3 protein-coding genes are annotated in these 25,319 nt (G+C 74.3%); all 3 read left to right on the forward strand.

The annotated features are described in order from the left end of the window. Window positions 1–21: 21 nt before the first annotated feature. Complete coding sequence (locus ABT001_RS33735) at window positions 22–8,514, forward strand: SDR family NAD(P)-dependent oxidoreductase (protein ID WP_351285294.1); 8,493 nt, start codon at window positions 22–24, stop codon at window positions 8,512–8,514. 50 nt (window positions 8,515–8,564) lie between these two features. Further along, window positions 8,565–18,095, forward strand: a complete 9,531-nt coding sequence (locus tag ABT001_RS33740) for a type I polyketide synthase (RefSeq protein ID WP_502967570.1) — start codon at window positions 8,565–8,567, stop codon at window positions 18,093–18,095. A gap of 49 nt (window positions 18,096–18,144) precedes the next feature. Then, a partial coding sequence (locus ABT001_RS33745) for a type I polyketide synthase (protein WP_351285297.1) occupies window positions 18,145–25,319 on the forward strand: 7,175 nt, incomplete at its 3' end.

A 25,319-nucleotide genomic window follows, 5' to 3' on the forward strand; every position in this document is an offset into this window, starting at 1 on the left:
GATGCTGTTGCGGTTGCGTTGTTGAGGGGGGAGCGTGCGGAGGCGGGGACCGTTCTGTCCGCGCTGGCCGAGGTGTATGTGCGTGGTACGGAGGTGGACTGGGCGGCCGTGATCGGCGGGGGAAGTCTCGTTCCGCTGCCGACCTATGCCTTCCAACGCGAACGCTACTGGCTTGGCCATGTCGTCCCCGATGCTCCTGCGATCACTGGCGCGCACGTGTCGGACTCCGCCTTCTGGTCGGCTGTGGAGTCCGGCGACACCGAGGCGCTGGCCGGGACGCTGCGTCTCGACGCCGGTGACCTGGACGCCGTACTGCCCGCCCTCGCCGACTGGCGTCGCGATCAGGCCGACAGATCCCGGGTGGACGGGATGCGCTACCGCGCCGTGTGGCGTACGGCTGAGAACAACTCTGTTTCTGTCTCAGGGCGTTGGCTTGTGCTGCGTACCGAGGGCGTACCGGAGGACCTGACCGGTACATACGCTTCGGCCCTGGCCGCAAGCGGGGCCGAGCCCCTGATCGCCACTCTGACCGACGACGAACTCGACCGCTGGGAGCTCGCGGCCCGGCTGGCCGACGAGGACGCCCTCGGTGACGGGTTCGACGGCGTGATCTCCCTCGTCGCACTCGACCCGCGCACCGGTTCCGGCGCCCCAGGGTTCCCGGTGTCGGTGGCGGGGACGTTGGCGTTGGTGCAGGCGTTGGGGGATGCGGAGATCGAGGCGCCGTTGTGGTGTGTGACGTCGGGTGCGGTGTCGACCGGGCGGTCGGACCGTCCGGTGGATCCGTGGCAGACGCAGATCTGGGGTCTGGGGCGGGTGGCCGCGTTGGAGTTCCCGCAGCGTTGGGGCGGTCTGGTGGACCTTCCGGCAGTGCTGGACGCCAGGGCTGCGGACCGTTTCACCCGGGTGCTCGCCGGCACCGAGGACCAGGCAGCCGTACGCGCCTCCGGTGTGTTCGCACGCAGGCTCGTCCGGGCCGCCGAACCCACCGGGGCACAGGCCCGCGCCTGGCGGCCCGACGGAACCGTCCTGATCACCGGAGGTACCGGCGGCCTCGGCTCGCGGGTGGCCGCCTCACTGGCCGAAGCCGGTGCCGAGCACCTGCTGCTGACCAGCAGGCGGGGCCCCGAGGCCCCCGGTACGAGCGAACTCGTCGCCGCCCTGGAGGCGTCGGGCTGCCGTGTCACCGTGGCGGCGTGCGACGTCGCCGACCGCGAAGCGCTCTCCGCGCTGCTGGCCGAGCACCGGGTGACCGGCGTCGTCCACGCCGCCGGCGAGGTCGCCACGATGCCGCTGGCCGCCACCGGCCCCGAGGAGTTCGCCCAGGTGCTGCGGGCCAAGACGCTCGGTGCCACCCACCTGGACGCCCTGCTGCCGGACGCCGATCTGTTCGTACTGTTCTCCTCCATCGCCGGAATCTGGGGCAGCGGGCGGCAGGCCGCCTACTCGGCCGCCAACGCGTTTCTCGACGGTCTGACGGAACGACGCCGCGCTCGCGGCGCCGGAGCCACCTCCGTCTCCTGGGGCCCCTGGGCAGAGGCCGGCATGCTCGTCGACGGCGAGGCGGAGGAGCACCTGCGCCGTCGCGGTCTGATCGCGCTGGACCCCGCCGTGGCGGTGGCCGCGCTGGAGCAGGCCGTCACCCACGACCTCGGCTGCGTCACCGTCGCCGATGTCGACTGGCCCCGCTTCCACGCCAGCTTCACCGCCGCCCGGCCCGCGCCCCTCTTCGCGGAACTTGCCGAAGACGCCCGGCCGGAGCCCCGAACGGGGGACACCGCCGAGGGGAAGACGGTCCGCCGACGCCTGGCGGAACTCGGGTCGCGTGAACGCGAGCGCGTCCTCCTGACATTGGTGCGCGACTCGGCGGCAACCACCCTGGGACACACCGACAGTGAACAGGTCGCTCCCCTGCGGGCCTTCTCCGATCTCGGATTCGACTCGCTCATGGCCGTGGAACTGAGGAGCTTGCTGGCCGAGGCCACCGGTCTCGACCTGCCCGCCACCCTGGTCTTCGACCACCCGACCGCCCAGGACCTCACCACCCACCTCGCCGCGCTGCTCGCCGAGGACCTGCCGACCCAGGCCGACGGCTCCAGGACCACCGAGGCGGCCCCGGCGGTGACCGCCGTCGCCGCCGACGAGCCCATGGCGATCATCGCCATGAGCTGCCGCTTCCCCGGAGGCGTCCGGTCGCCCGAGGATCTCTGGGACCTCGTCGCCGCGGGCACCGACGCGGTGGGAGACTGCCCTGCCGACCGCGGCTGGCCACTGAAACCCGCCGCTGACGACAGCGGGCCCCGCCCTCTGCAGGGCGGCTTCCTGGAGGACATCGCGTCCTTCGACGCCGGACTGTTCAACATCTCGCCCCGCGAAGCCGTCGCGATGGACCCGCAGCAGCGACTGCTGCTGGAAGCGGCCTGGGAGGTCTTCGAGCGGGCCGGCATCGACCCGCTGTCCCTACGCGGCTCCCGCACCGGAGTCTTCGCGGGTGCCAACAACCACGACTACACCTCCCTGCCCGGCGAGGCCCCCGAGGGCAGCGAGGGCTACCTGGCCACCGGCAGTTCGGCCAGCGTGCTATCCGGCCGGATCTCCTACACCTTCGGCATCGAGGGCCCCGCCGTCACCGTCGACACCGCCTGCTCCTCCGGCCTCGTCGCCCTGCACCTCGCCGGACAGGCCCTGCGCAACGACGAATGCTCCCTCGCCCTCGCGGGCGGCGTCGTGACCATGTCCACCCCCGGTGTGTTCGCCGAGTTCGGCAAGCAGGACGCCATGGCCGCCGACGGCCGCTGCAAGGCCTTCTCCGACACCGCCGACGGCACAGGCTGGGCCGAGGGCGTCGGCGTACTCCTGGTGGAGCGGCTCTCCGACGCACGCCGCAACGGCCACCGCATCCTCGGAGTGGTGCGCGGCAGCGCCGTCAACCAGGACGGCGCCTCCAACGGGCTCACCGCACCCAACGGCCCCTCCCAGCAGCGGGTCGTCCGGGCCGCCCTGGCCGCCGCCGGCCTGGAACCGCACGAGGTCGATGCCGTGGAGGCACACGGCACCGGTACCAGGCTCGGTGACCCCATCGAGGCGCAGGCCGTGCTCGCCACCTACGGTCAGGACCGCGAGGAGCCGCTCTGGCTCGGCTCCGTCAAGTCCAACATCGGCCACACACAGGCCGCGTCCGGCATCGCGGGCGTCATCAAAATGGTCATGGCCATGGACGCCGGGCGGCTCCCGCGCACCCTCTTCGCCGACCGGCCCACCACCCAGGTCGACTGGACCGCAGGCAACGTCCGCCTCCTCGACGAGGATCGGGAGTGGCCCGACCACGGCCGGCCGCGCCGTGCCGGCGTCTCCTCCTTCGGCATGAGCGGCACCAACGCCCACGTGGTCCTCGAACAGGCACCTGCCGAGGAGAGCCCGCCGGTCCCCGCCGCGTCAGGCTCCCGCCCGGCTCCCGCGCCCTGGCTGCTCTCCGCCGACACCCCCGCCGGACTGCGCGACCAGGCTCGCAGGCTCGCCGCGGCGAACCCGTCCGCCGCCGACCCGATGGACGTGGCCTGGACACTGGCCACCGGCCGCGCCACCCTCACCGAACGCGCTGTCGTCCTCGGTCCCGACGCGCTGGCCGCTCTCGCCGAGGACGGCGAGTCGCCGGGACTGCGCCGAGGCACGGCCCGCCCGGCAGGCGCCCCCGTGTTCGTCTTCCCCGGACAGGGCTCCCAGTGGACGGGCATGGCCGCCGGACTGCTCGACACCCAGCCGGTGTTCCGAGCCCGCCTCGAAGAGTGCGAGCGCGCACTCGCCCCGTACCTCGACTTCTCCCTGATCGCGGTGGTCCGCGGTGAGGACCCCGTGCACACCGGTACGGACCGCGCCGATGTCGTGCAGCCGTTGCTGTGGGCGGTGATGGTGTCCCTGTCCGAGCTGTGGCGTGCGGCGGGCGTCGTACCCCCTGCGGTGATCGGCGCTTCCCAGGGAGAGCTGGCCGCCGCCGTGGTGGCGGGAGCCGTGAGCCTGGACGACGCGGCCCGGATCGTCGCGGCCCGCAGCCGCGCGATCGCCGAGCGACTGTCCGGCCGCAGCGGACTGGTGTCGCTGCCGATGACGGAATCCGAGGCCGAGGAGTTCCTCGCGCCGTGGGCGGGACGACTGTGGATCGCCGCACTGAACGGCGCCCGCTCCACCGTCGTAGGCGGAGCCGAGGCCGAACTGGCCGAGCTGACCGCCGCGTGCGAACGGCATGGCGTGCGCGCCCGACGCGTCGGCATCGACTACGCCTCCCACACCGCCCTCGTCGAACCGCTCCGCCCCGTCTTCGAGGAACTCCCCGTCACCCCCGCCCGTACCGGCGACGTGACGTTCTACTCGACGGTCACCGGGGCGGCCCTGGACACCGCTGGCCTGGACAACGACTACTGGTACGACAACCTCCGCAACACCGTCCGCATGGACCGGGCCGTTCGGGCGGCCATGGCCGACGGCCACACCACCTTCCTGGAGATCAGCCCGCACCCGGTGCTCACCCCGGGCATCCAGGAGACCCTCGACGACGCCGACTCCCCGGGCGGCGTTCTCGCCACCCTGCGCCGTGGCGAGAACGACTCCCACCGCTGGCTGCTGGCGCTCGCCGAGGCGCACTGCGCGGGCATCGACGTCGACTGGCTCCCCGTCCTCGGCGGTCCGGCCGACCGCAGCATCATCGACCTGCCCACCTACCCCTTCCAGCAACGGCGGTACTGGCCCGACACCCGCCCCACCGCCGACGTCACCGGCGCCGGGCTCGCCGCCGCGGGCCACCCCCTGCTGGGTGCCGCCGCTCCGCTGGCCGGCGGCGGCACACTGTGGACCGGCAGGCTGTCGCTCACCACCCACCCCTGGCTCGCCGACCACCGCGTCGGAGACGTCGTGCTGCTGCCCGGCACCGCGTTCGTCGAACTGGCCCTGCACGCCGGAGCCGACGGGCTCGACGAGCTCACCCTCCAGGCGCCCCTGGTGATGCCCGACAGCGGGGGAGTGACGCTCCAGATGCTCGTCGGCGAGGCCGCCGCGGACGGCCGCCGGCCCGTCACCGTCTCCTCCCGCCCCGAGCCGACGGACGGCGCGGACCACCTCGGACGCCCCGCGGCGGACTGGTCCACCCACGCCACCGGTTTCCTCACCGACCTCACCGGTCTCACGGCGGAAGCCCGGGAGCCCGGTGAGCTGTCCGCGTGGCCGCCCACCGGAGCCGAACCTGTGGCCGTCGACGGCTGCTACGAGGCCCTCGCCGACAGCGGCTACGCCTACGGGCCCGTCTTCCAGGGCCTGAAGGCCCTCTGGCGGACCGAGAGCGACGTGTACGCCGAAGTCGCCCTCCCCGCGCAGGCCCGCGACGGCGCCGCACGCTTCGGGCTGCACCCGGCGCTCTTCGACGCGGCACTGCACGCGGCAGGAGCGGGCGGACTGCTCGGCCGTACGGGGCTGCTCCCGTTCGCCTGGGAAGGCGTACGGCTCCACGCCGCCGGTGCCGACACCCTGCGCGTACGGCTCTCCCTCGTGGGCCGGGACGCGGTCTCGCTCGTCGCCGCCGACGCCTTCGGCGCACCGGTCGCCGAGGTCGACTCGCTCACCTTGCGCCCCATCGGACCCGACGCGCTGCGCCGGGCCTCCCGCGGCACGGCACTCGACGCCCTGTACCGCCTGGACTGGGTGCCCGCCGCCGAAGCCCCCCCGCTCCCGGTCGTCCTCGTCGGCCCGGTCCCCGACGCGCTCGGGACGGCGCAGGCGACCCGGCACGCCGACCTGGCCGCCCTCGCCACGGCCGTCGACGCGGGCGAGCACCTGCCCGGGACCGTCCTGTGGTGCGGCTCCCGGATCGGAGGCGACACCACCGAGGAGGTTCACGCCGCCGTCCACGAGGCGCTCGCGGTCACCCAGACCTGGCTCACGGACGGACGTTTCGCGGGAACACGGCTCGCCGTGCTGACCGTTCGAGCGGTCGCCGTCGGCGCGGGCGAGGGCGTCCCCGACCTCGCGGGCGCCGCCGTGCACGGCCTGCTGCGTTCCGCGCAGAGCGAGAACCCGGACCGTTTCGCCCTCATCGACGTGGACGGCCACCCCGACTCGGCAGCCGCCCTGCCCTCCGCGCTCGGCTCCGCCGAACCCCGCACCGCAGTCCGCACCGGTGCGCTGCTGGCTCCCCGGCTGGCCCGCGGACCCGGCCGGACGACGGAAGGGGTGCCGCTGCCCGGCACCCGGCTCGACATCGTCGGCGAGGGAACTCTGGAGAACCTGGAGTTCGTACCCGCTCCCGAGGCGCTGGCCGACCTCGGCCCCACCCAGGTACGGGTCGCGATGCGCGCCGCCGGCGTCAACTTCCGTGACGTGGTGATGGCCCTCGGGATGGTCCCCGGCCAGAGCGGCATGGGCACCGAAGGGGCCGGAGTGGTCCTTGAGACCGGCGCCGACGTCACCGACCTCGCCCCCGGTGACCGGGTCTTCGGCCTGTTCGCCGGAGCGTTCGGCCCCGTCGCCGTCACCGACCGGCGGGTGCTGGCGCGGATGCGGCCCGAGTGGACCTTCGCCGAGGCCGCCTCCGTACCCACCCCGTTCCTCACCGCCTACTACGGCCTCGTCGACGTCGCCGGCGTCACCGCGGGTGAATCCGTCCTCATCCACGCGGCGGCCGGCGGCGTGGGCATGGCCGCCGTGCAACTCGCCCGCCACCTCGGCCTGGAGATCCACGGAACGGCGAGCCCCGGAAAGTGGCGCGACACCGGCCTCCCTGACGGGCGGCTCTCCTCCTCGCGGACCCTGGACTTCGAGGCCCGGGTCACCGACGCCACCGGCGGACGTGGCGTCGACGTCGTACTGAACTCGCTCGAAGGCCCCTTCATCGACGCCTCGTTGCGCCTGCTCGCCCCCGGCGGCCGGTTCGTCGAGATGGGCAAGACCGACATCCGAGACCCGCTCCAGGTCGCCGCCGGCCGACCCGGCGTCCGCTACGGCGTGTTCGACCTGATGAGCACCGACCGGGGCCGGATCGCGGAGATCTTCACCGAGATCATCGCCCTCTTCGACCAGGGAGCCCTGGAACTCCTGCCGATCACCGCCTGGGACCTGCGGGACGCCGCCGAGGCGTTCCGGTTCATGGGCCGGGGCCGCCACATCGGAAAGAACGTCCTCACCCTGCCGGCCGCCCTCGACCCCGACGGCACGGTCCTGATCACCGGTGGCACCGGAGCTCTCGCCGGATTGCTCGCCCGGCACCTCGTCGCCGAACACGGCGTACGCCACCTGCTGCTGGCCGGTCGCAGCGGCCCCGCGGCCCCCGGCGCCGACCGGCTCGCCGCCGAACTGACCGAGGCGGGTGCCACCGTACGGATCGAAGCCTGCGACGTCTCCGACCGGGACGCCCTCGCCGCGCTGCTCACGGACCTGCACCACCCGCTGACCGGCGTCGTCCACGCTGCGGGCATCCTCGACGACGGCGTCATCGGGTCACTCACACCGGAACGGGCCGACCGCGTGCTGCGCCCCAAGGCCGATGCGGCCGTGCACCTCGATGAACTGACGGAGCGTCAAGACTTGGCGATGTTCGTCCTGTTCTCCTCGGTCGCCGCCACCTTCGGCTCCGCCGGACAGGGGAGCTACTCCGCCGCCAACGCCGTGCTCGACGCGGTGGCACACCGCCGCCGGGTACGTGGCACGGCCGGCCAGTCCCTGTCCTGGGGCCTGTGGGAGACCGAGAGCGGCATGGCGGGCGGCCTCGGCCGCCGGGAACGCGACCGGGCGGCGACGGCCGGAGTGATCGGCGAGGAACACGGCATGGCCCTGTTCGACGCGGCCATCGGCCTCCCCCACGCCCACCTGGTCCCCGTCGCCCTCGACCTCACACAACTGCGGGAACAGGCGAAACACCACCCGGTACCCGCCCTGTTGCGGGGCCTGGTGCGCGCCCCCGCCGAGCGCGCACGCTCCGGCGCGGCAACCCCCCGAGACCTCGCCGCCGACCTGGCCCGGCTCCCGGAGCCCGAGCAGAGGCGCACCGTCCTGGACCTGGTGCGCGCCCACGCCGCCACCGTTCTCGGTTACGAGGGCCCCGACGCCATCGCCGCGGACCTGGCCTTCACCAAGCTCGGGTTCGACTCGCTGACCGGCGTCGAACTGCGCAACCGGCTCACCGCGGCGACCACGCTGCGGCTCACCGCGAGCCTCGTCTTCGAGCACCCCACACCGGCCGTGCTCGCCGAACACCTCTGGTCCGAACTGGTCAGGTCCACGGACCCGGAGCAGGCCCGCACCGCCGCCGTACTCACCGAACTGGACCGCCTGGAAGCTGCCGTCGGACGGCTCACCGGACCCGGCGTGGAGGACGCCGCCGTCGCCGGCCGACTCCGCGCCCTGCTCGCCCGGGTCACCGAGAGCGAGCGGAACACCGCGGGCGGCCAGGCCGCCGCCGTTGCCGACCGCCTCGAGGACGCCTCCGCAGGCGACGTCTTCGACTTCATCGACAAGGAGCTGGGACTGTCGTGAACACCCCCCGCACAGCCTCCGGCCCCGACAGTCCTGGTGAGGGAACGGGCATGTCCAACGAGGAGAAGCTGCTCCAGTACCTCAAGCGCGTCACCGCAGATCTCGCCGAGACCAAGGAACGGCTCCACGAGGCACAGGAACGGGACTTCGAACCCCTCGCGGTCATCGGCACCGCCTGCCGCTACCCCGGCGGGGTCAACACCCCCGACGGCCTGTGGCAGCTCGTCCGCGCGGGCCGGGACGCCATCGGCGACCTGCCCGCCGCACGCGGCTGGGGCGTCCCCGGCGGACCCGACGCGGTGCCCGCCCTCAAGGGCGGCTTCGTCGACGACGCGGACCGCTTCGACGCCGCCCTGTTCGGGATCAGCCCGCGCGAGGCGCTCACCATGGACCCCCAGCAGCGCTTGCTGCTGGAAACGGTGTGGGAGGCGCTGGAACGTGCCGGCATCCCCCCGATGTCCCTGCGCTCCACCCGGACCGGCGTGTTCGTCGGCGCGGGATCCTCCGGCTACGGCGCGGGGGCCCGGCCACCGGAGGGCTCCGAAGGCCACCTCATGACCGGCATGGCGGGCAGTGTCCTGTCCGGCCGGATCGCGTACACCTTCGGACTGGAGGGACCCACCTTCACCGTCGACACCGCCTGCTCCTCCTCGCTGGTCGCCGTGCACCAGGCGGCACGCTCCCTGCACGGCGGCGAGTGCGACATGGCCGTCGCCGCGGGCGTCGCCGTCCTCGCGGACCTCGGTATGTTCGGCGAGTTCGGGAAGCACGGAGGGCTCGCCCCCGACGGACGCTGCAAGTCGTTCGGCGCGGGTGCCGACGGCACCGGCTGGTCCGAGGGCGCGGGCGTGGTCCTGCTGGAACGACTGTCCGACGCCCGGGCCAACGGCCACCAGGTGCTCGCCGTCGTCAGCGGATCGGCCTCCAACTCCGACGGCGCGTCCAACGGCCTCACCGCCCCCAACGGCCGCGCCCAGCGCGCCGTGATCCGTACCGCCCTCGCCGCCGCCCGGCTGATCCCCTCCGAGATCGACGCCGTCGAGGCACACGGCACCGGTACCCGCCTCGGCGACCCCATCGAGGCCCAGGCCCTCCTCGACACCTACGGCCAGAACCGCGAGGAGCCGCTCTGGCTCGGCTCGGTGAAGTCGAACATAGGCCACGCCCAGGCCGCCGCCGGCATGGCCGGGCTGATCAAGATGGTGGAGGCGCTGCGCCACGGCGTGCTGCCGCGCACCCTGCACGCCGAGGAACCGTCCCCGGACATCGACTGGTCCGCGGGTGCCGTACGACTACTGGCTGAGGAACGCCCCTGGCCCCGGTCCGACCGGCCGCGCCGGGCGGGCATCTCCTCGTTCGGGCTGAGCGGCACCAACGCCCACGTCATCCTCAGCGAGGCGCCGGACCCCGACCCCCGGCTCCCGGACCCTGCCACCGCACCCGAACCGGTCCGGCCCGCCGTCGCCCCCGCCGTCGTGCCCTGCCTGGTCTCGGGCCGCACCGCCGACGCGCTCGCCGCGCAGGCGGACCGGCTGGCCGCCGCCCTCGACGCACGGCCGAACCTTCACCCGCTGGACGTCGGCCGCACCCTGGCCACCAGCCGCTCCCCGCTCGAACACCGCGCCGTCGTCCTGGCCGGCGACCGGGACGGCCTCGCCGCCGGACTGACCGCGCTCGCCACGGGCCGCACCCCGGCGGGCGTGCTGCGCGGCGAGGCCGGCGACGCCCGGACGGCGTTCCTGTTCACCGGCCAGGGATCCCAGCGGGCCGGGATGGGCCGCGAACTGTACGCGGCGTTCCCGGTGTTCGCCGAAGCCTTCGACGCCGTCTGCGCACGACTGGCCGCCGGACCGGGCCGGTCCCTGCGGCAGATCGTCTTCGACGGCGGAAGCGCACTCGACCGTACCGTTCACGCCCAGGCCGGACTGTTCGCGCTCGAAGTGGCACTGTTCCGGCTGCTGGAGACCTGGGGCCTGATCCCCGACCACGTGATCGGCCACTCCGTGGGCGAGATCGCGGCCGCCCACGTCTCCGGAGTGCTCTCCCTCGACGACGCCTGCCGGCTCGTCGCAGCACGCGGACGGCTGATGCAGGAACTGCCCGCCGACGGCGCGATGCTCGCCGTCGAGGTGGCCGAGCACGAGCTGGAGCTGCCGGAGGGCGTGGACCTCGCCGCCGTCAACGGGCCCACCTCCCTGACGGTCTCCGGCGACGCCGACTCCGTCGCCGGGTTCGAGACCCGACTGGGGGCGGACGGACACCGAGTCAAGCGGCTCACCGTCTCGCACGCCTTCCACTCCCGCCTGATGGAGCCGATGCTCGCCGAGTTCGCCACGGTGGCCGAGAGCCTCACCTACCGCGCGCCGTCCCTGCCCCTGGCCTCCACCCTGACCGGGGGGCCCGTCGACGCGGACACCCTGTGCAGCCCGCAGTACTGGGTCCGCCAGGTACGCGAGACGGTCCGCTTCGCCGACGCCGTGTCCTGGCTGCACGGCCACGGCACGAACACCTTCGTCGAACTGGGCCCCGGCGGGACCCTCGCCGCCGCCGTACGCGAAGTCCTCCCCACCGCCGGGGCGACGGTGGCGGCCGTCCTCCGGCCGGGACGCCCCGAGCCCGAAGCACTGCTGACCGCTCTCGCCGCCGCCCACACGGCGGGCGCCGCCGTGGACTGGACCGCCGTCTTCGACACATGGGGCGGACACCGGGTGCCCCTGCCCACGTACGCGTTCCAGCGCGACCGCTACTGGGTCGAAGCCGGCACCGCCGCCCCGGCGGAGCCGGCGCGAGGCCCGGCCGACCGATCCGAAGCCCGGTTCTGGGACGCCGTCGACAAGGCCGACGCCGACACGCTCGCCGACACCCTGGGCCTGCCCGGCCCGGCCGCCGTCGAGCCGCTGCTCCCGGCCCTCGCACGCTGGCGCCGGAGCAGCAACGACCGGGCCCGTGCCGACGCCCTGCACCACCGGGTGACCTGGCGGCCGCTCACCGGCGTACCCGCGACAGCGCTCGGCGGTACCTGGCTGGCCGTGCTGCCCGCCGACCGCGCCGAGGCACCCCTGGTCACCGCCACGTTGAAGACCCTGCGCGACGCGGGGGCCGCCGTCACCGAACTGCTCGTCGACCCGGCCGAGGCCGAACGCGCGGGACTCGCCGCGCGGTTGAGCGCGTCCGCCGACGCCGCCGGTCCGTTCACAGGCGTCGTTTCCCTGCTCGGTCTCGACGACACACCCACCGCCGGACGTCCCGCGCTGTCCGCCGGGCTGGCCGGGGCCGTCCTGCTCATCCAGGCCGGGGGCGACGCCGGGCTCGACGCCCCGCTGTGGGTGCTGACCTGCGGAGCCGTGGCCGTGGGCCCCTCGGAGCGGGTCGACGCCCCCCGGCAGTCGGCGCTGTGGGGCCTCGGACGGGTCGCCGCACTGGAACACCCCGGGCGCTGGGGCGGTCTGATCGACCTCCCCGCGACCCTCGACGACCGTACGGCGCCCGTCCTGGCCACAGTCCTCACCGGCGGAACCGGCGAGGACCAGGTCGCCGTACGACGGTCAGGGGCGTTCGCCCGACGGATCGTCCGTGCGACACCCGCCGCCCCCGCCCCCGCCTGGCGACCGGACGGCACGGTGCTCGTCACCGGGGGCACCGGCGCGCTCGGCGCCCGTACCGCCCGCCTGCTCGCCGCGCGCGGCGCCGCGCACGTCGTGCTGACCGGACGTCGCGGCCCCGACGCCCCCGGTGTGGCCGAACTCGTCGCCGAACTCGCGCCCACCCGGGTCACCGTGGTGGCCGGCGACGTCACCGACCGCGAGGCCATGGCCGCCCTGATCGAGGCGCACGACATCCGCTCCGTGGTGCACGCCGCCGGTACGGACGGCGTCGAAGCACTGGAGAGCACCGGACTCGACGCCTTCGCCGACGTCCTCGACGCCAAGGTCCGCGGCGCGGAGGTGCTCGACGCGCTGCTCTCCGATGCCACCCGCGTCGAACGGTTCGTCCTGTTCTCCTCCGTCGCCGGAGTCTGGGGCAGCGGCGGTCAGAGCGCCTACGCCGCCGCCAACGCCCACCTCGACGCACTGGCCCATCACCGCCGCGCCCGCGGCCTGCACGCGACCTCGGTCGCCTGGGGCCCCTGGGACGGGACGGGCATGGCCGTCCGCGACGGCGCCCGCGAACACCTCTCCCGCCGAGGGCTCCGCCCCATGCCGCCGGCCGTTGCCACCGCCGCGCTCGCCGCCGTCCTCGACGGTGACGAGACGACGCCCGTCGTCGCGGACGTCGACTGGGCGCGCTTCGCGGCCGCCTTCCAGGTCTCCCGCCCCACCCGGCTCTTCCACGAGATCCCGGAGGCCGCAGACGCGGCGCCCTCCGACAGCGCAGACCTGGGAGAGGTGCGCACCGGGTGGGCCCGGCGCCTCGCCGCGCTGCCCGCCCAGGACCGTCCCGGACCGCTCACCGAACTCGTACGGGAGGAGACCGCGGCCGTGCTCGGCCACGCTTCCACGGACCCCGTCGGTGCCCGGACCCCGTTCCGGGACCTCGGTGTCGACTCGCTCACCGCCGTCGAGCTGCGCGACCGGCTCGCCGCCCGCACCGGACTCACCCTCCCCGCCGGTCTGGTCTTCGACCACTCCCGGCCCGCCGTGCTGGGAGAACACCTCGCCGCCAGGCTCGGGGACGGCGGCCTGACGCCCACGGCCCCCGACGCACGTACGGAGCCGGTTTCCGACGACCCCGTCGCCGTCATCGGCATCGGCTGCCGCTTCCCGGGCGGCATCAGTACGCCCGAAGACCTCTGGCGGCTGGTGTCCCAGGGGGAGGACGCCGTCACCCCCTTCCCGGCGGACCGGGGCTGGGACCTCGCGGGGCTCCTCGACGGGACGGAAGGCGGCGGTGCCTCCGTGGTCGGCCTCGGAGGGTTCCTCGACGACATCGCCGGGTTCGACGCGGGCATGTTCGGCATCTCGCCCCGCGAGGCCCTCTCCATGGACCCCCAGCAGCGGCTGCTGCTGGAGACCGCCTGGGAGGCCGCCGAACGGGCCGGGGTCGCTCCCGACTCCCTGCGCGGCAGCGACACCGGCGTCTTCGTCGGCAGCAACGGCCAGGACTACGGCTACCTGCTGATCGGCTCCGGCGAAAACGTCGACGGGCGCCTCACAGCGGGTGCCACCGGAGCGGTCCTGTCCGGACGGCTCTCCTACACCCTCGGCCTTCAAGGCCCCGCCGTCACGGTCGACACCGCATGTTCGTCCGGCCTCGTCGCCACACATCTCGCCCTGCGCGCCCTCCGCACCGGCGAGTGCTCCCTGGCACTGGCCGGCGGGGTGTCGGTGATGACCACACCGGGCGCGTTCGTCGAGTTCGGCACTCTCGGCGGGCTGGCCGCCGACGGCCGCTGCAAGCCGTTCGCCGACGGCGCCGACGGCACCGGATGGAGCGAGGGCGTCGGCATGCTGCTCCTGGAACGCCTCTCCGACGCACGCCGCAACGGGCACCCGGTGCTCGGCATCCTGCGCGGCAGCGCCGTCAACCAGGACGGGGCGTCCAACGGGCTCACCGCCCCCAGCGGCCCGGCACAGCAGCGCGTGATCCGCGCCGCGCTCGCGGACGCCGGCCTCGCCCCCGCCGAGGTCGACGCCGTGGAGGCACACGGCACCGGCACCCCGCTCGGCGACCCGATCGAGGCGGAGGCACTCCTCGCCGTGTACGGCCAGGACCGTACGCACCCCCTGTGGACCGGGAGCGTCAAGTCCAACATCAGCCACACCCAGGCCGCCTCCGGCGTCGCCGGGATCGTCAAGATGGTTCAGGCGATGCGCCACGGGATCCTGCCGGGCACCCTGCACATCGACCGGCCCACGACCCGGGTGGACTGGTCCGCCGGGGACGTCGCCCTCCTCACCGAGGCCCGTCCCTGGCCCGAGACCGGCAGGCCGCGCCGTGCCGGCATCTCCTCCTTCGGCGTCAGCGGCACCAACGCGCACCTCGTCCTGGAAGCCCCCGACCCCGAGGACACCCGCCTCGACGCCCCACCCGCACCCGCCACCGGAGCCACCCTGCCGCTCGTGCTCTCCGCGTGCGACGGCAAGGCCCTGCGCGCCCAGGCCGACGCTCTGCGCATTCACCTGGAATCCTCCGGAACCCGGACGGCGGGCGACCCCGAGGCCGGACTCGCCGACATCGCGCACACCCTGGTCACCGCCCGCTCGGCCCTCGAACACCGAGCCGTGGTGACCGGCACGGACCGCCCCGGGCTCCTCGCCGCGCTCACCGCGCTCGCCGAGGACCGCCCCCACCCGGCCGTCGTCACCGGCCGGGACACGACCCCCAAGGTGGCCTTCCTCTTCCCCGGCCAGGGCACCCAGTGGGCCGGAATGGCGGCCCGGCTCCTCGACGAATCACCGGTGTTCGCGACCCGCTTCGCCCAGTGCGCGCACGCACTCGCCCCGCACATCGACTTCGTGCCCGCCGACGTACTGAGGCAACTGCCCGGCGCAGCCACCGTCGACCGGGTCGATGTCGTCCAGCCGCTGCTGTGGGCGGTGATGGTCTCGCTCGCCGAGGTGTGGCGCTCGCACGGCGTCAACCCGTCCGCGGTCGTCGGCCACAGCCAGGGCGAGATCGCCGCCGCCTGCGTCGCCGGGGCGCTGACCCTGGCCGACGGTGCCGCCGTCGTCGCGCTGCGTGCCCGAGAGCTCACCCAAGTCGCGGGCCGGGGAGGCATGTTGGCTGTGGCGCTGCCCGTCGCACGTACCGAGGAGGCGATCGCCGGGCACACCGGGCGGGTCTGTGTCGCCGTCGTCAACGGCCCCGGCGCGACCGTGGTCTCCGGCGACACCGAGGCGCTGGAGGAAGTGGCCGCCGCACTCGCCGCCGACGGCGTCCGCACCCAGTGGCTGCCCTTCGACTACGCAGCGCACTCCGAACACATGGAAGCCGTACGCTCCACCGTCACCGCCGCCCTGACCGCCGCGAACCCGACCCCCCGCACCTCCGACGTACCGTTCTACTCCTCGCTCACCGGCGACCGCTTCGACACCGCGGGCGCCGACGCCGGCTACTGGTACCGCAACTTCCGCGAGACCGTCCGGTTCGACCTGGCCACCGCGGCGGTGCTCCGCGACGGGCACACCCTGCTCGTCGAGATCTCCCCCCACCCGGTGCTCCTCGCCGCCGTGCAGGAGACCGCCGCCCAGGAGAACCGCTCCGTCGCCGCAGTCGGCACCCTGCGCCGCGGCGAGGGCGGCCGCGACCGGCTGCTGGCCGGCCTGGCCGAGGCCCACGTCCTCGGCGCACCCGTCGACTGGCGTCCCGCTCTCGAACCCTTCCCCGGCGCCCACCTCGTCGACCTGCCCACCTACGCCTTCCGACGCACCCGCTACTGGCCCACCCCCCGGCCGGCCGAAGCACCTGCGGCGGCACCCGCCGCCGCGTCCCCGGCGGAACTCCGCTTCTGGACGGCCGTCGACGAGGGCGACACCGAGGCCCTGGCCACCACCGCCGGACTCGACGCGGCGGCGCTGGAACCCCTGCTGCCCGCCCTCTCGGCATGGCACCGGGACGCCCGCGAACAGGAGGCCGTCGCCTCCTGGCGGTACGAGATCGCCTGGACCCCCCTGGCGGAGCCGACCCCCGCGACATCCTGCGAGGGACGCTGGCTGCTGGTCGCACCCCCCACAGCCACCGCGACGGCCGACGCCTGCCGTGCCGCGCTCACCGACGGGCACGGCGAGGTCGACGTGCTCGTCGTCAACCCCTCCGACACCGACGCGGCGGACCTCGCGGACCTCCTGCGCGACTACGTGGCGCCCGGCGAACAACTGCGAGGCGTGGTGTCCCTGCTCGCCCAGGACGAGACACCGCACCCCGGTCACCCCTCGGTCACCGCGGGCCTCGCCGGTACCCTGAACCTGCTGCAGGCCGCCCTCGACACCGACCCGGGCCCGCTGTGGACCGTCACCACGGGAGCCGTCGGCGCGGCCGCCGGTGAGACGCCCACCAGCCCGGAGCAGGCCGCCGTCTGGGGCCTGGGCCGCGTCGCCGCACTGGAACACCCGCGCCACTGGGGCGGCTTGATCGATCTGCCGGCCGACGCCTCCGCCCGCGACCCCCGGTCGTTCACCCGGCTCGCCGCCGCCCTCACCCGTACCGACGACGAGGACCAGATGGCGGTACGCGCACGGGCCACCCTGGGCCGGCGGCTGTGCCACACCGACCCCGTACCCCCCGGCGCCGGCACCGGATGGCGGCCGCACGGCACCGTGCTCGTCACCGGCGGCACCGGAGCCATCGGCGGACATGTCGCCCGCTGGCTGGCCGCCGAGGGGGCCGAGCACCTCGTGCTGCTGAGCCGACGGGGCCCCGACGCCCCCGGCGCCCGGGAACTCACCGAGGAACTCACCGTCCACGGCAGCCGCGTCACCGTCGTCGCCTGCGACCTCGAGGACCGCGACGACGTCCGCCGGACACTCGACACCCTGGCCGCCGACGGCGTCACCGTACGGGCCGTCCTGCACATCGCGGGAGTCGGCGTCCTCGCCCCGCTCGCGGACACCACCCTCGCCGACCTCGCCCTCGTGACAGGCGGCAAGATCGCCGGCGCACGCCACCTCGACGAGCTGCTCGACCCCGCCCGGCTCGACGCCGTCGTCCATTTCTCCTCCATCTCCGCGGTGTGGGGCGTGGGCCGGCACGGCGGGTACGCCGCCGCCAACGCCTACGTCGACGCACTCGCCGAACGCCGCGGCCACGAAGGTGCCCCCATGGTGTCCGTCGCCTGGGGGCCGTGGGACGGGGGCGGCATGGTCGACGGCGCCGCCGCCGACGCCCTGCTACGCCGAGGGGTGCCGCTCATCCAGCCCGGCCCCGCCATGGTCGCGCTGCGTCAGGCCCTCGACGCGGGGGCACCGTCCGCCGTCGCCGCGGACATCGACTGGGCGCGCTTCGCCCCCTCCTTCAGCGCGCTGCGCCCCGCGCCCCTGCTGTCCGGACTGCCCGAGGTACGGGCCCTTCGGCCGACCGGGACCGAGGCGGGCCACGACGTGCCCGCCGAGACCGACGACGGGCTCCGCGCGAAGCTGGCGGCGCTCTCTCCGGGCGAGCGCGACCGCGCGGTGCTGGATCTGGTCCGTATCCACGCGGCGGTCGAGCTCGGTCACGCGGGAGCCGAACAGATCGAACCGGAACGCGCCTTCCGCGACCTCGGCGTCGACTCGCTCACCGCCGTGGCACTGCGCAACCGACTGGCCACCGCGACCGGCCTGACCCTGCCCGCCACGCTCGTCTTCGACCGGCCGACACCCGTCGCGCTGGCACAGCACCTGGCGAGCCGGCTGGTGCCGGACGACGTCGACGACCGTCTGCCGTCGACCGACGAACTCGACCGGCTGGAGGCGGCGCTCGCCCGCCGCGCCGACGACGACCTCGACCGGGTCCGCATCGTGATGCGCCTGGAGTCGCTGCTCGCGGGGGCGCGGAACGCGAACGGATCCGCCTCCGCCGACGGCGACACCCTGGCCGACCGGCTCGGGGACGCCACCGACGACGAACTGTTCGACCTGGTGGAAAGGGATCTGGGACTCAAGTGACCGCCGCCGCCCCCAAGACCCCCATGACCCGGACCTGCTGGAGAACCCGATGACCGCCGAAGAGAGCAAGAGCCCCACCGAGCGCAAGCTTCGCGACTACCTGGGACGGGTGGTCGCCGAACTGCACGTCACCCGCAGGCGGCTGAGCGAGGCGGAGTCGCAGGAGCCGGAACCCATGGCCGTCGTGTCGATGGCGTGCACCCTGCCCGGCGGTGTCCGGTCACCCGAGGACCTCTGGCGGCTCCTCGCCGACGGCGCGGACGCCGTCACCCCCTTCCCCGACGACCGGGGCTGGGACGACGGCCCGCTCGCGGGCGCCGACGGGCTCGCGGCACCCGCCGCCTCCCAGGGCGGCTTCCTGCACGAGGCGGCCCTCTTCGACCCCGCGTTCTTCGGCATCAACCCGCGCGAGGCACTGGCCATGGACCCGCAGCAGCGGCTCGTCCTGGAAGCGGCCTGGGAGGCGATGGAACGGGCCGGGATCCACCCCAAGGACCTGCGCGGCACCCGTACCGGCGTGTTCGTCGGCACCAACGGCCAGGGCTACGGGACCGGTATGCAGGCGGGCCTGGCCGGCACCGAGGGCTACCAGCTCACGGGCGCCGCCACCTCCGTGCTCTCCGGCCGCATCGCCTACACCATGGGCCTGGAGGGGCCCGCGGTCAGCGTGGACACCGCCTGCTCCTCGTCGCTGACCGCCCTGCACCTGGCCTCCCGGGCGATCAGGGCGGGCGACTGCTCCATGGCCTTCGTCGGCGGCGTCACCGTCATGCCGCACCCGGTGGGCTTCCACGAGTTCAACCGCCAGAGCGGCCTGGCCTCCGACGGCCGCTGCAAGGCGTTCTCCGCCGACGCCGACGGCATGGGCATGGCCGAGGGCGTGGTGATGGTCCTGGTGGAGCGGCTCGCCGACGCCCAGGCGGCCGGGCACCCGGTCCTCGCGGTGGTACGCGGCTCCGCAGTCAACCAGGACGGCGCCTCCAACGGCCTCACCGCCCCCAGCGGCCCCGCACAGGAACGCGTCATCCGCGCCGCCCTCGCCGGCGCCCGGCTGACCCCCGACCAGATTGACGCGATCGAGGCACACGGCACCGGAACGGTCCTCGGCGACCCCATCGAGGCACGGGCACTGCTCTCCACCTACGGCCGCGACCGGGACCGGCCCCTGTGGCTCGGCTCGCTGAAGTCCAACGTCGGACACACCCAGTCAGCCGCCGGTGTCGCCGGCGTCATCAAGATGGTGCTGGCGCTGCAACACGGCGTACTGCCCCGCACCCTGCACGCCGACGACCCCACCCCGCACGTGGACTGGTCCGCGGGCCCCATCGAACTCCTCACCCGCCAGCGGCCGTGGGAACCCGGCGAGCGGCCCCGCCGGGCAGCCGTCTCCTCCTTCGGCATCAGCGGCACCAACGCCCACGTCATCCTGGAGGAGGCGCCGCCCGCCGACCCCGCCACGCGGCAGTCCGTACGCAGGCCCGCCCCCGGCGTGGTCCCCCTGCCGGTCTCCGGCCGGACCGCACAGGCCCTGACCGCGCAGGCGGAGCGACTGCGCGCCTTCCTCGGCGGAGAAGCCGGCTCCGGGGATCCCGCCGGAGGCGACGCCCGCGCGCACTCCGCCCCGGGAGAGGCATCCGCGTTCCCCGCCGACCTCGTCGACCTCGGCTACTCCCTCGGCGCGACCCGCCAGTCCCACGAGCACCGCGGTGTCGTCCTCGCCTCCGACCCGGCCGCCGCCCTGACCGGCCTGCGCGCCCTCGAAGCGGGCCTGACCGGGCCCGACGTGCTCACCGGCACCGTGCGTCCCGGCCTGACCGCTTTCCTGTTCCCCGGCCAGGGCGCGCAGTACGCGGGCATGGCACGCGACTTGTACGACACCTTCCCGGTGTTCGCCGCTGCCTTCGACGCCGTCTGCGAAAAGGCCGTCGGCGACCGGCCGCTGAAGGAGATCGTCTTCGAGGACGGAACGGCGCTGGACCGCACCGTCCACACCCAACCGGCGCTCTTCGCCGTCGAGGTCGCGCTCTACCGCCTGGCGGAGTCGTGGGACCTGCGCCCCGACGTGGTGGCGGGCCACTCGATCGGCGAGGTGGCGGCGGCCCACGTCGCGGGGATCCTCTCGCTGGACGACGCCTGCCGCCTGGTCTCCGCCCGCGCCAGGCTGATGGACGCGCTGCCCGAGGGCGGCGCGATGCTCGCCGTCGAAGCGGCCGAGGACGAACTGGACCTGCCCGACGACATCGCGCTCGCGGCCGTCAACAGCCCCTCGGCGCTCACTCTCGCAGGGCCCGCCGAAGCGATCCACGCACTGGAGGAGCGTCTCCGCGCCCAGGGCCGCAAGGTCAAGCGGCTCGCCGTCTCGCACGCCTTCCACTCCCACCTGATGGAACCCATGCTCGAAGGGTTCACCGAGGTGGTCCGCGACCTCACCTACCATCCGCCGACGATCCCTCTGGTCTCCACCGTCGCCCTCGACGGAGATCCAACGACCTGGGAGTACTGGGTCCGACAGATCCGCTCGACCGTCCGCTTCGCCGACGCGGCGGCGGAACTGGCCCGGCTGGGCGTCACCCGGTACGCCGAGACGGGCCCCGACGGAGTCCTGTGCGCACTGGTCGCCGAGATGGACGGTGCTGCGGCCACCATTCCGCTGCAGCGTGCCGGACGAGACCAGACCGACACCCTGCTGCGGGCGGCGGCCCGCCTGCACGCGGCCGGACTCGACCCCGACTGGGCGGCCGTCCTGGAACCGTGGGGCCCCCGCCGCACGGAACTCCCCACCTACGCCTTCCAACGGCAGCGGTACTGGCCCGCCCTCGGCGGCCCGGCGGAACTCGGCGCGGTGGGTCTGCGCGGCGCCGGGCACCCGCTTCTGGGGGCGGCCGTCCAGGTCGCCGGGGACGGCGGCCTCGTCCTCACCGGCCGCCTCGCCCGCGCCACCCACCCCTGGCTCGCCGAACACCGGGTACGCGGCACGGTACTCGTCCCCGGCACCGCCCTCGTGGACCTCGCCCTGCACGCGGGCGACCAGGCCGGCTGCACCGTCGTCGACGAACTGACCCTGGGAACCCCGCTGGTCCTGCCCGAGCGGGGCGGTGTCCGGGTCCAGGTGGAGGTCGGCGCACCGCTCCCCGACGGTTCCCGGGACATCGCTCTGTACTCGTGTCCCGACGAGCCCCACGGGGCACCGGCTCCGGATGCGGGCTGGACCCGCCACGCGACGGGGGTCCTGGCCCCGGCCCGCCTCACGCAGCCGGCCGCCCCGCTCACCGAGTGGCCTGCCCCGGACGCCGAGCCCGCCGCCCTGGACGACTTCTACGCCGCCCTCGCCACCGCCGGTCTCGACTACGGCCCCCTCTTCCAGGGCCTGCACACCGCCTGGCTCGGCCCGGACGGCACGGTCTACGCCGAGGTGGCGCTGCCCGCCCCGATCGACGGCACGGACCCCCCGGCCGCCGGCGGCTTCGGGCTGCACCCCGCCCTCTTCGACGCCGCCCTGCACGCTGCGGCCCTGACGGGCCGGGAGCGGAGCGGTTCGGACGTTCGGCTCCCGTTCAGCTGGTCCGGCGTCACCCTGCACGCCACGGGCGCCACCGCCCTGCGCGTCCGGCTGACCCCGACGGGAACCGACGCCGTGTCGGTGGAACTCACCGACCCGGCGGGACGACCCGTCGCCACCGTCAACTCCCTGACGCTGCGCCCCGCAGCGACCACGGACACCGCCGGGGTGCGCCCCGACATGCTGTTCCGCGTCGACTGGACCGCACTGCCCGCAACGGACGGCACCGTCCCCTGGACGCTCGTCGCGGATCCGGCCGACCTGCCGTCCCCGCCGGAGGCCCCCACCCTGGTGGCCGTCGACCTCACCACGGATCCCACCTCATCCTCCGCCCTCGACGAGCCGACCAGGGCCCGCCGAGCCGCACACCGCGCCCTCGAATGCGTCCAGAGGTGGCTCGCCGACGAGAGCTTCGCCGGCTCCCCGCTCCTCCTGCTCACCAGGGGCGCGGTACCGGCCGGAGACACCCCGGTCGACCCGGCTGCCGCCGTGGTGTGGGGCCTCGTCCGCAGCGCCCAGACCGAACACCCCCACCGTTTCGTCCTGTGCGACCTGGACCCCGCCGCCGACTCGCCCCTCGCCGTCCCCGCCGGGTTCCCCACCGGCGCCGACGAACCCCAACTCGCCCTCCGCGACGGACGCTGGTACGCCCCCCGGCTCACCCGGGCGATGGCACCCGCAGAGACTCCCGGCCCTGCCCCGGTGGACCACGGCACGGTCCTCGTCACCGGAGGAACCGGCGTCCTCGGCGGCCTCGTCGCCCGGCACCTCGTCACCGAACACGGAGCCCGTGACCTGCTGTTGGTGAGCCGCAGCGGACCCGATGCGCCCGGCGCGAGCGAACTGGTCACCGAACTGGCCGAGTCGGGAGCCCACGCCCGAGCCGTGGCCTGCGACGTGGCCGACCGCGACGCGCTGGCCGCCCTGCTGGCGGCCGTACCCGCCGACCGGCCCCTGACCGGTGTGGTGCACGCCGCGGGAATCGTCGACGACGGCGTCGTCACCGCCCTGACCCCCCAGCGGCTCGACGCGGTACTGGACGCCAAGGCGGCCTCCGCACTGCACCTGGACGCCCTCGTCGGCGACGTACCCCTCTTCGTGCTGTTCTCCTCCGCCTCGGCGACCTTCGGCTCGGCCGGCCAGGCCGGGTACGCGGCCGCGAACGCGGTCCTGGACGCCGTCGCACACCGCAGGCCGGGAGCCGTCTCCGTCGGCTGGGGCCTGTGGGCCGAGACGTCCGGCATCAGTGCCGGACTGGACGGCACCGACCGGGCCAGGATCACCCGTGCGGGTGCGGCCCTCGCCACGGACGAGGCCCTGGCCGTTCTGGACATCGTCCGTACGGGCGACACCCCGCACCTGGTCGCCCTCCGCCTGAACCTCCCCGAACTCCGGGAGGCACTCGACCGTGATCCCGCCGCGACCGTGCCCCCGCTCCTGCGCGGCCTCGTCACCCGCCGGGTCCGCCCCGGCGCGGCACGGGCCCTGCCCGACGCCGCGACCCCGCTGGCCGAACGCCTCGCCGCCCTCGGCGAGTCCGAACGCGCCGAATTCCTCGCCGACCTGATACGGACCGAAGTCGCCGGTGTGCTCGGGCACGCCGCCGCCGATCTCGTCGAGGACCACAAACCGTTCAAGGACCTGGGCTTCGACTCCCTGACCTCGGTCGAACTGCGCAATCGGCTGGGCGCGGTGACCGGCCTGCGGCTGCCCGCCACGCTGGTCTTCGACCACCCCACCCCGCAGGCCCTGGTGGCACACCTTCTGCCGACCCTGACCGGGACGGACACCGCCGCCCCCGTTCGGGCCGTCCGGGCCGCGCAGACGGACGAGCCCATCGCCATCGTCGCGATGAGCTGCCGCTACCCCGGCGGCGTCAACAGCCCCGAAGACCTGTGGCGGCTGGTGTCCCAGGGCACCGACGCCATCGGCCCGTTCCCGGACAACCGGGGCTGGGACACCGAGGCGCTCTACGACCCCGACCCCGACGCGGCAGGCAAGTCGTACGTGCTCCAGGGCGGCTTCGTCCACGACGCGGACCGCTTCGACCCCGAGCCCTTCGGCATCTCGCCGCGCGAGGCCCTCGCCATGGACCCGCAGCAGCGCATGATGCTGGAGGCCTCCTGGGAGGTCTTCGAACGGGCCGGGCTCGACCCGACGGCACAACGCGGCACCCGTACCGGTGTGTTCGCCGGACTCATGTACCACGACTACGCCACCACCATGACCGTGCTGCCCGAAGGCGTCGAGGGATACCTCGGAACCGGCACCTCCGGCAGTGTGCTGGCCGGCCGGGTCTCGTACACCTTCGGCCTCGAAGGACCGGCGATGACGGTGGACACAGCCTGCTCGTCGTCCCTGGTCGCCCTGCACCTGGCCTGTCAGGCGCTGCGCACGGGCGAGTGCGACATGGCGCTCGCGGGCGGCGTCACGGTGCTGTCCACCCCGGCCGTGTTCATCGACTTCAGCAGGCAGCGCGGCCTGGCCTCCGACGGCCGTTGCCGGTCCTTCTCCGCCGACGCCGACGGCACCGGCTGGTCCGAGGGCATCGGCGTCCTGCTCGTCGAACGGCTCTCGGACGCCGTCCGCAACGGCCACGAGGTACTGGCAGTGGTACGCGGATCAGCCGTCAACCAGGACGGTGCGTCCAACGGCCTGACCGCACCCCACGGCCCCTCCCAGGAACGCGTCATCCGGCAGGCAGTGGCCAACGCCGGCCTGCGGACGTCCGACATCGACGTGGTCGAGGCGCACGGCACGGGCACCTCACTGGGCGATCCGATCGAGGCACAGGCACTGTTGGCCACGTACGGGCAGGACCGTCCTGAGGACCGGCCGCTGTGGCTCGGCTCGCTCAAGTCCAACATCGGGCACACCCAGGCCGCCGCAGGCGTCGGCGGCATCATCAAGACGGTGCAGGCGATGCGGCACGGCGTGATGCCCCGCACCCTGCACGTCGACGAACCGACCACACACGTGGACTGGACCTCCGGAGCCGTGGAGCTGCTGACCGAGGCGCGCGAGTGGCCCGCGCTGGAGGAACTCCGACGGGCCGCCGTCTCCTCGTTCGGCGTCAGCGGCACCAACGCGCACGTGGTGCTGGAGGAACACCGGGCGCCGAAGCCCGCAGCCCCCCGCGGGTCCGCGACGGCCCCCTGGACGCTCTCCGGCAAGACCGCGGCCGCACTCCGGGAGACCGCGGCCGGGCTCGCCGCCGTCGCGGACGAGGCGGACCCCGCCGACGCGGCCTGGCGGCTCGCCACAGGGCGGGCGCCGCTGGAACACCGTGCCGTGGTGCTCGGCCCCGATCGCGCCGCCGCCCTCGCGGCGCTGGCGCAGGACATACCGCACCCGGATGTGGTGCGGGGGAGCGTGGTGCGGGGCGGCACGGTGTTCGTGTTTCCCGGTCAGGGGTCCCAGTGGGCCGGCATGGCGGATGATCTTCTGCGGGTTTCGCCGGTGTTCGCGGATCGGTTCGCGGAGTGTGCGGTTGCTCTGGCTCCTTTTCTTGACCGGCCGTTGAGTGAATTGCTTCGTGCCGATGGGGTCATCGCTGAGCGTCCTGATGTCGTTCAGCCGGTTCTGTGGGCGGTGATGGTGTCGTTGGCGGAGTTGTGGGGTTCGGTGGGTGTGGTTCCGGCTGCGGTGGTGGGTCATTCGCAGGG

The sequence above is a fragment of the Streptomyces sp. NPDC002793 genome, assembly GCF_040295485.1.
Lineage (GTDB): Bacteria > Actinomycetota > Actinomycetes > Streptomycetales > Streptomycetaceae > Streptomyces.

Bases quoted from the DNA above. Each gene is read 5' to 3' on its own strand.
- ABT001_RS33740 (WP_502967570.1), top strand. From the start codon at position 8,565: ATGTCCAACGAGGAGAAGCTGCTCCAGTACCTCAAGCGCGTCACCGCA.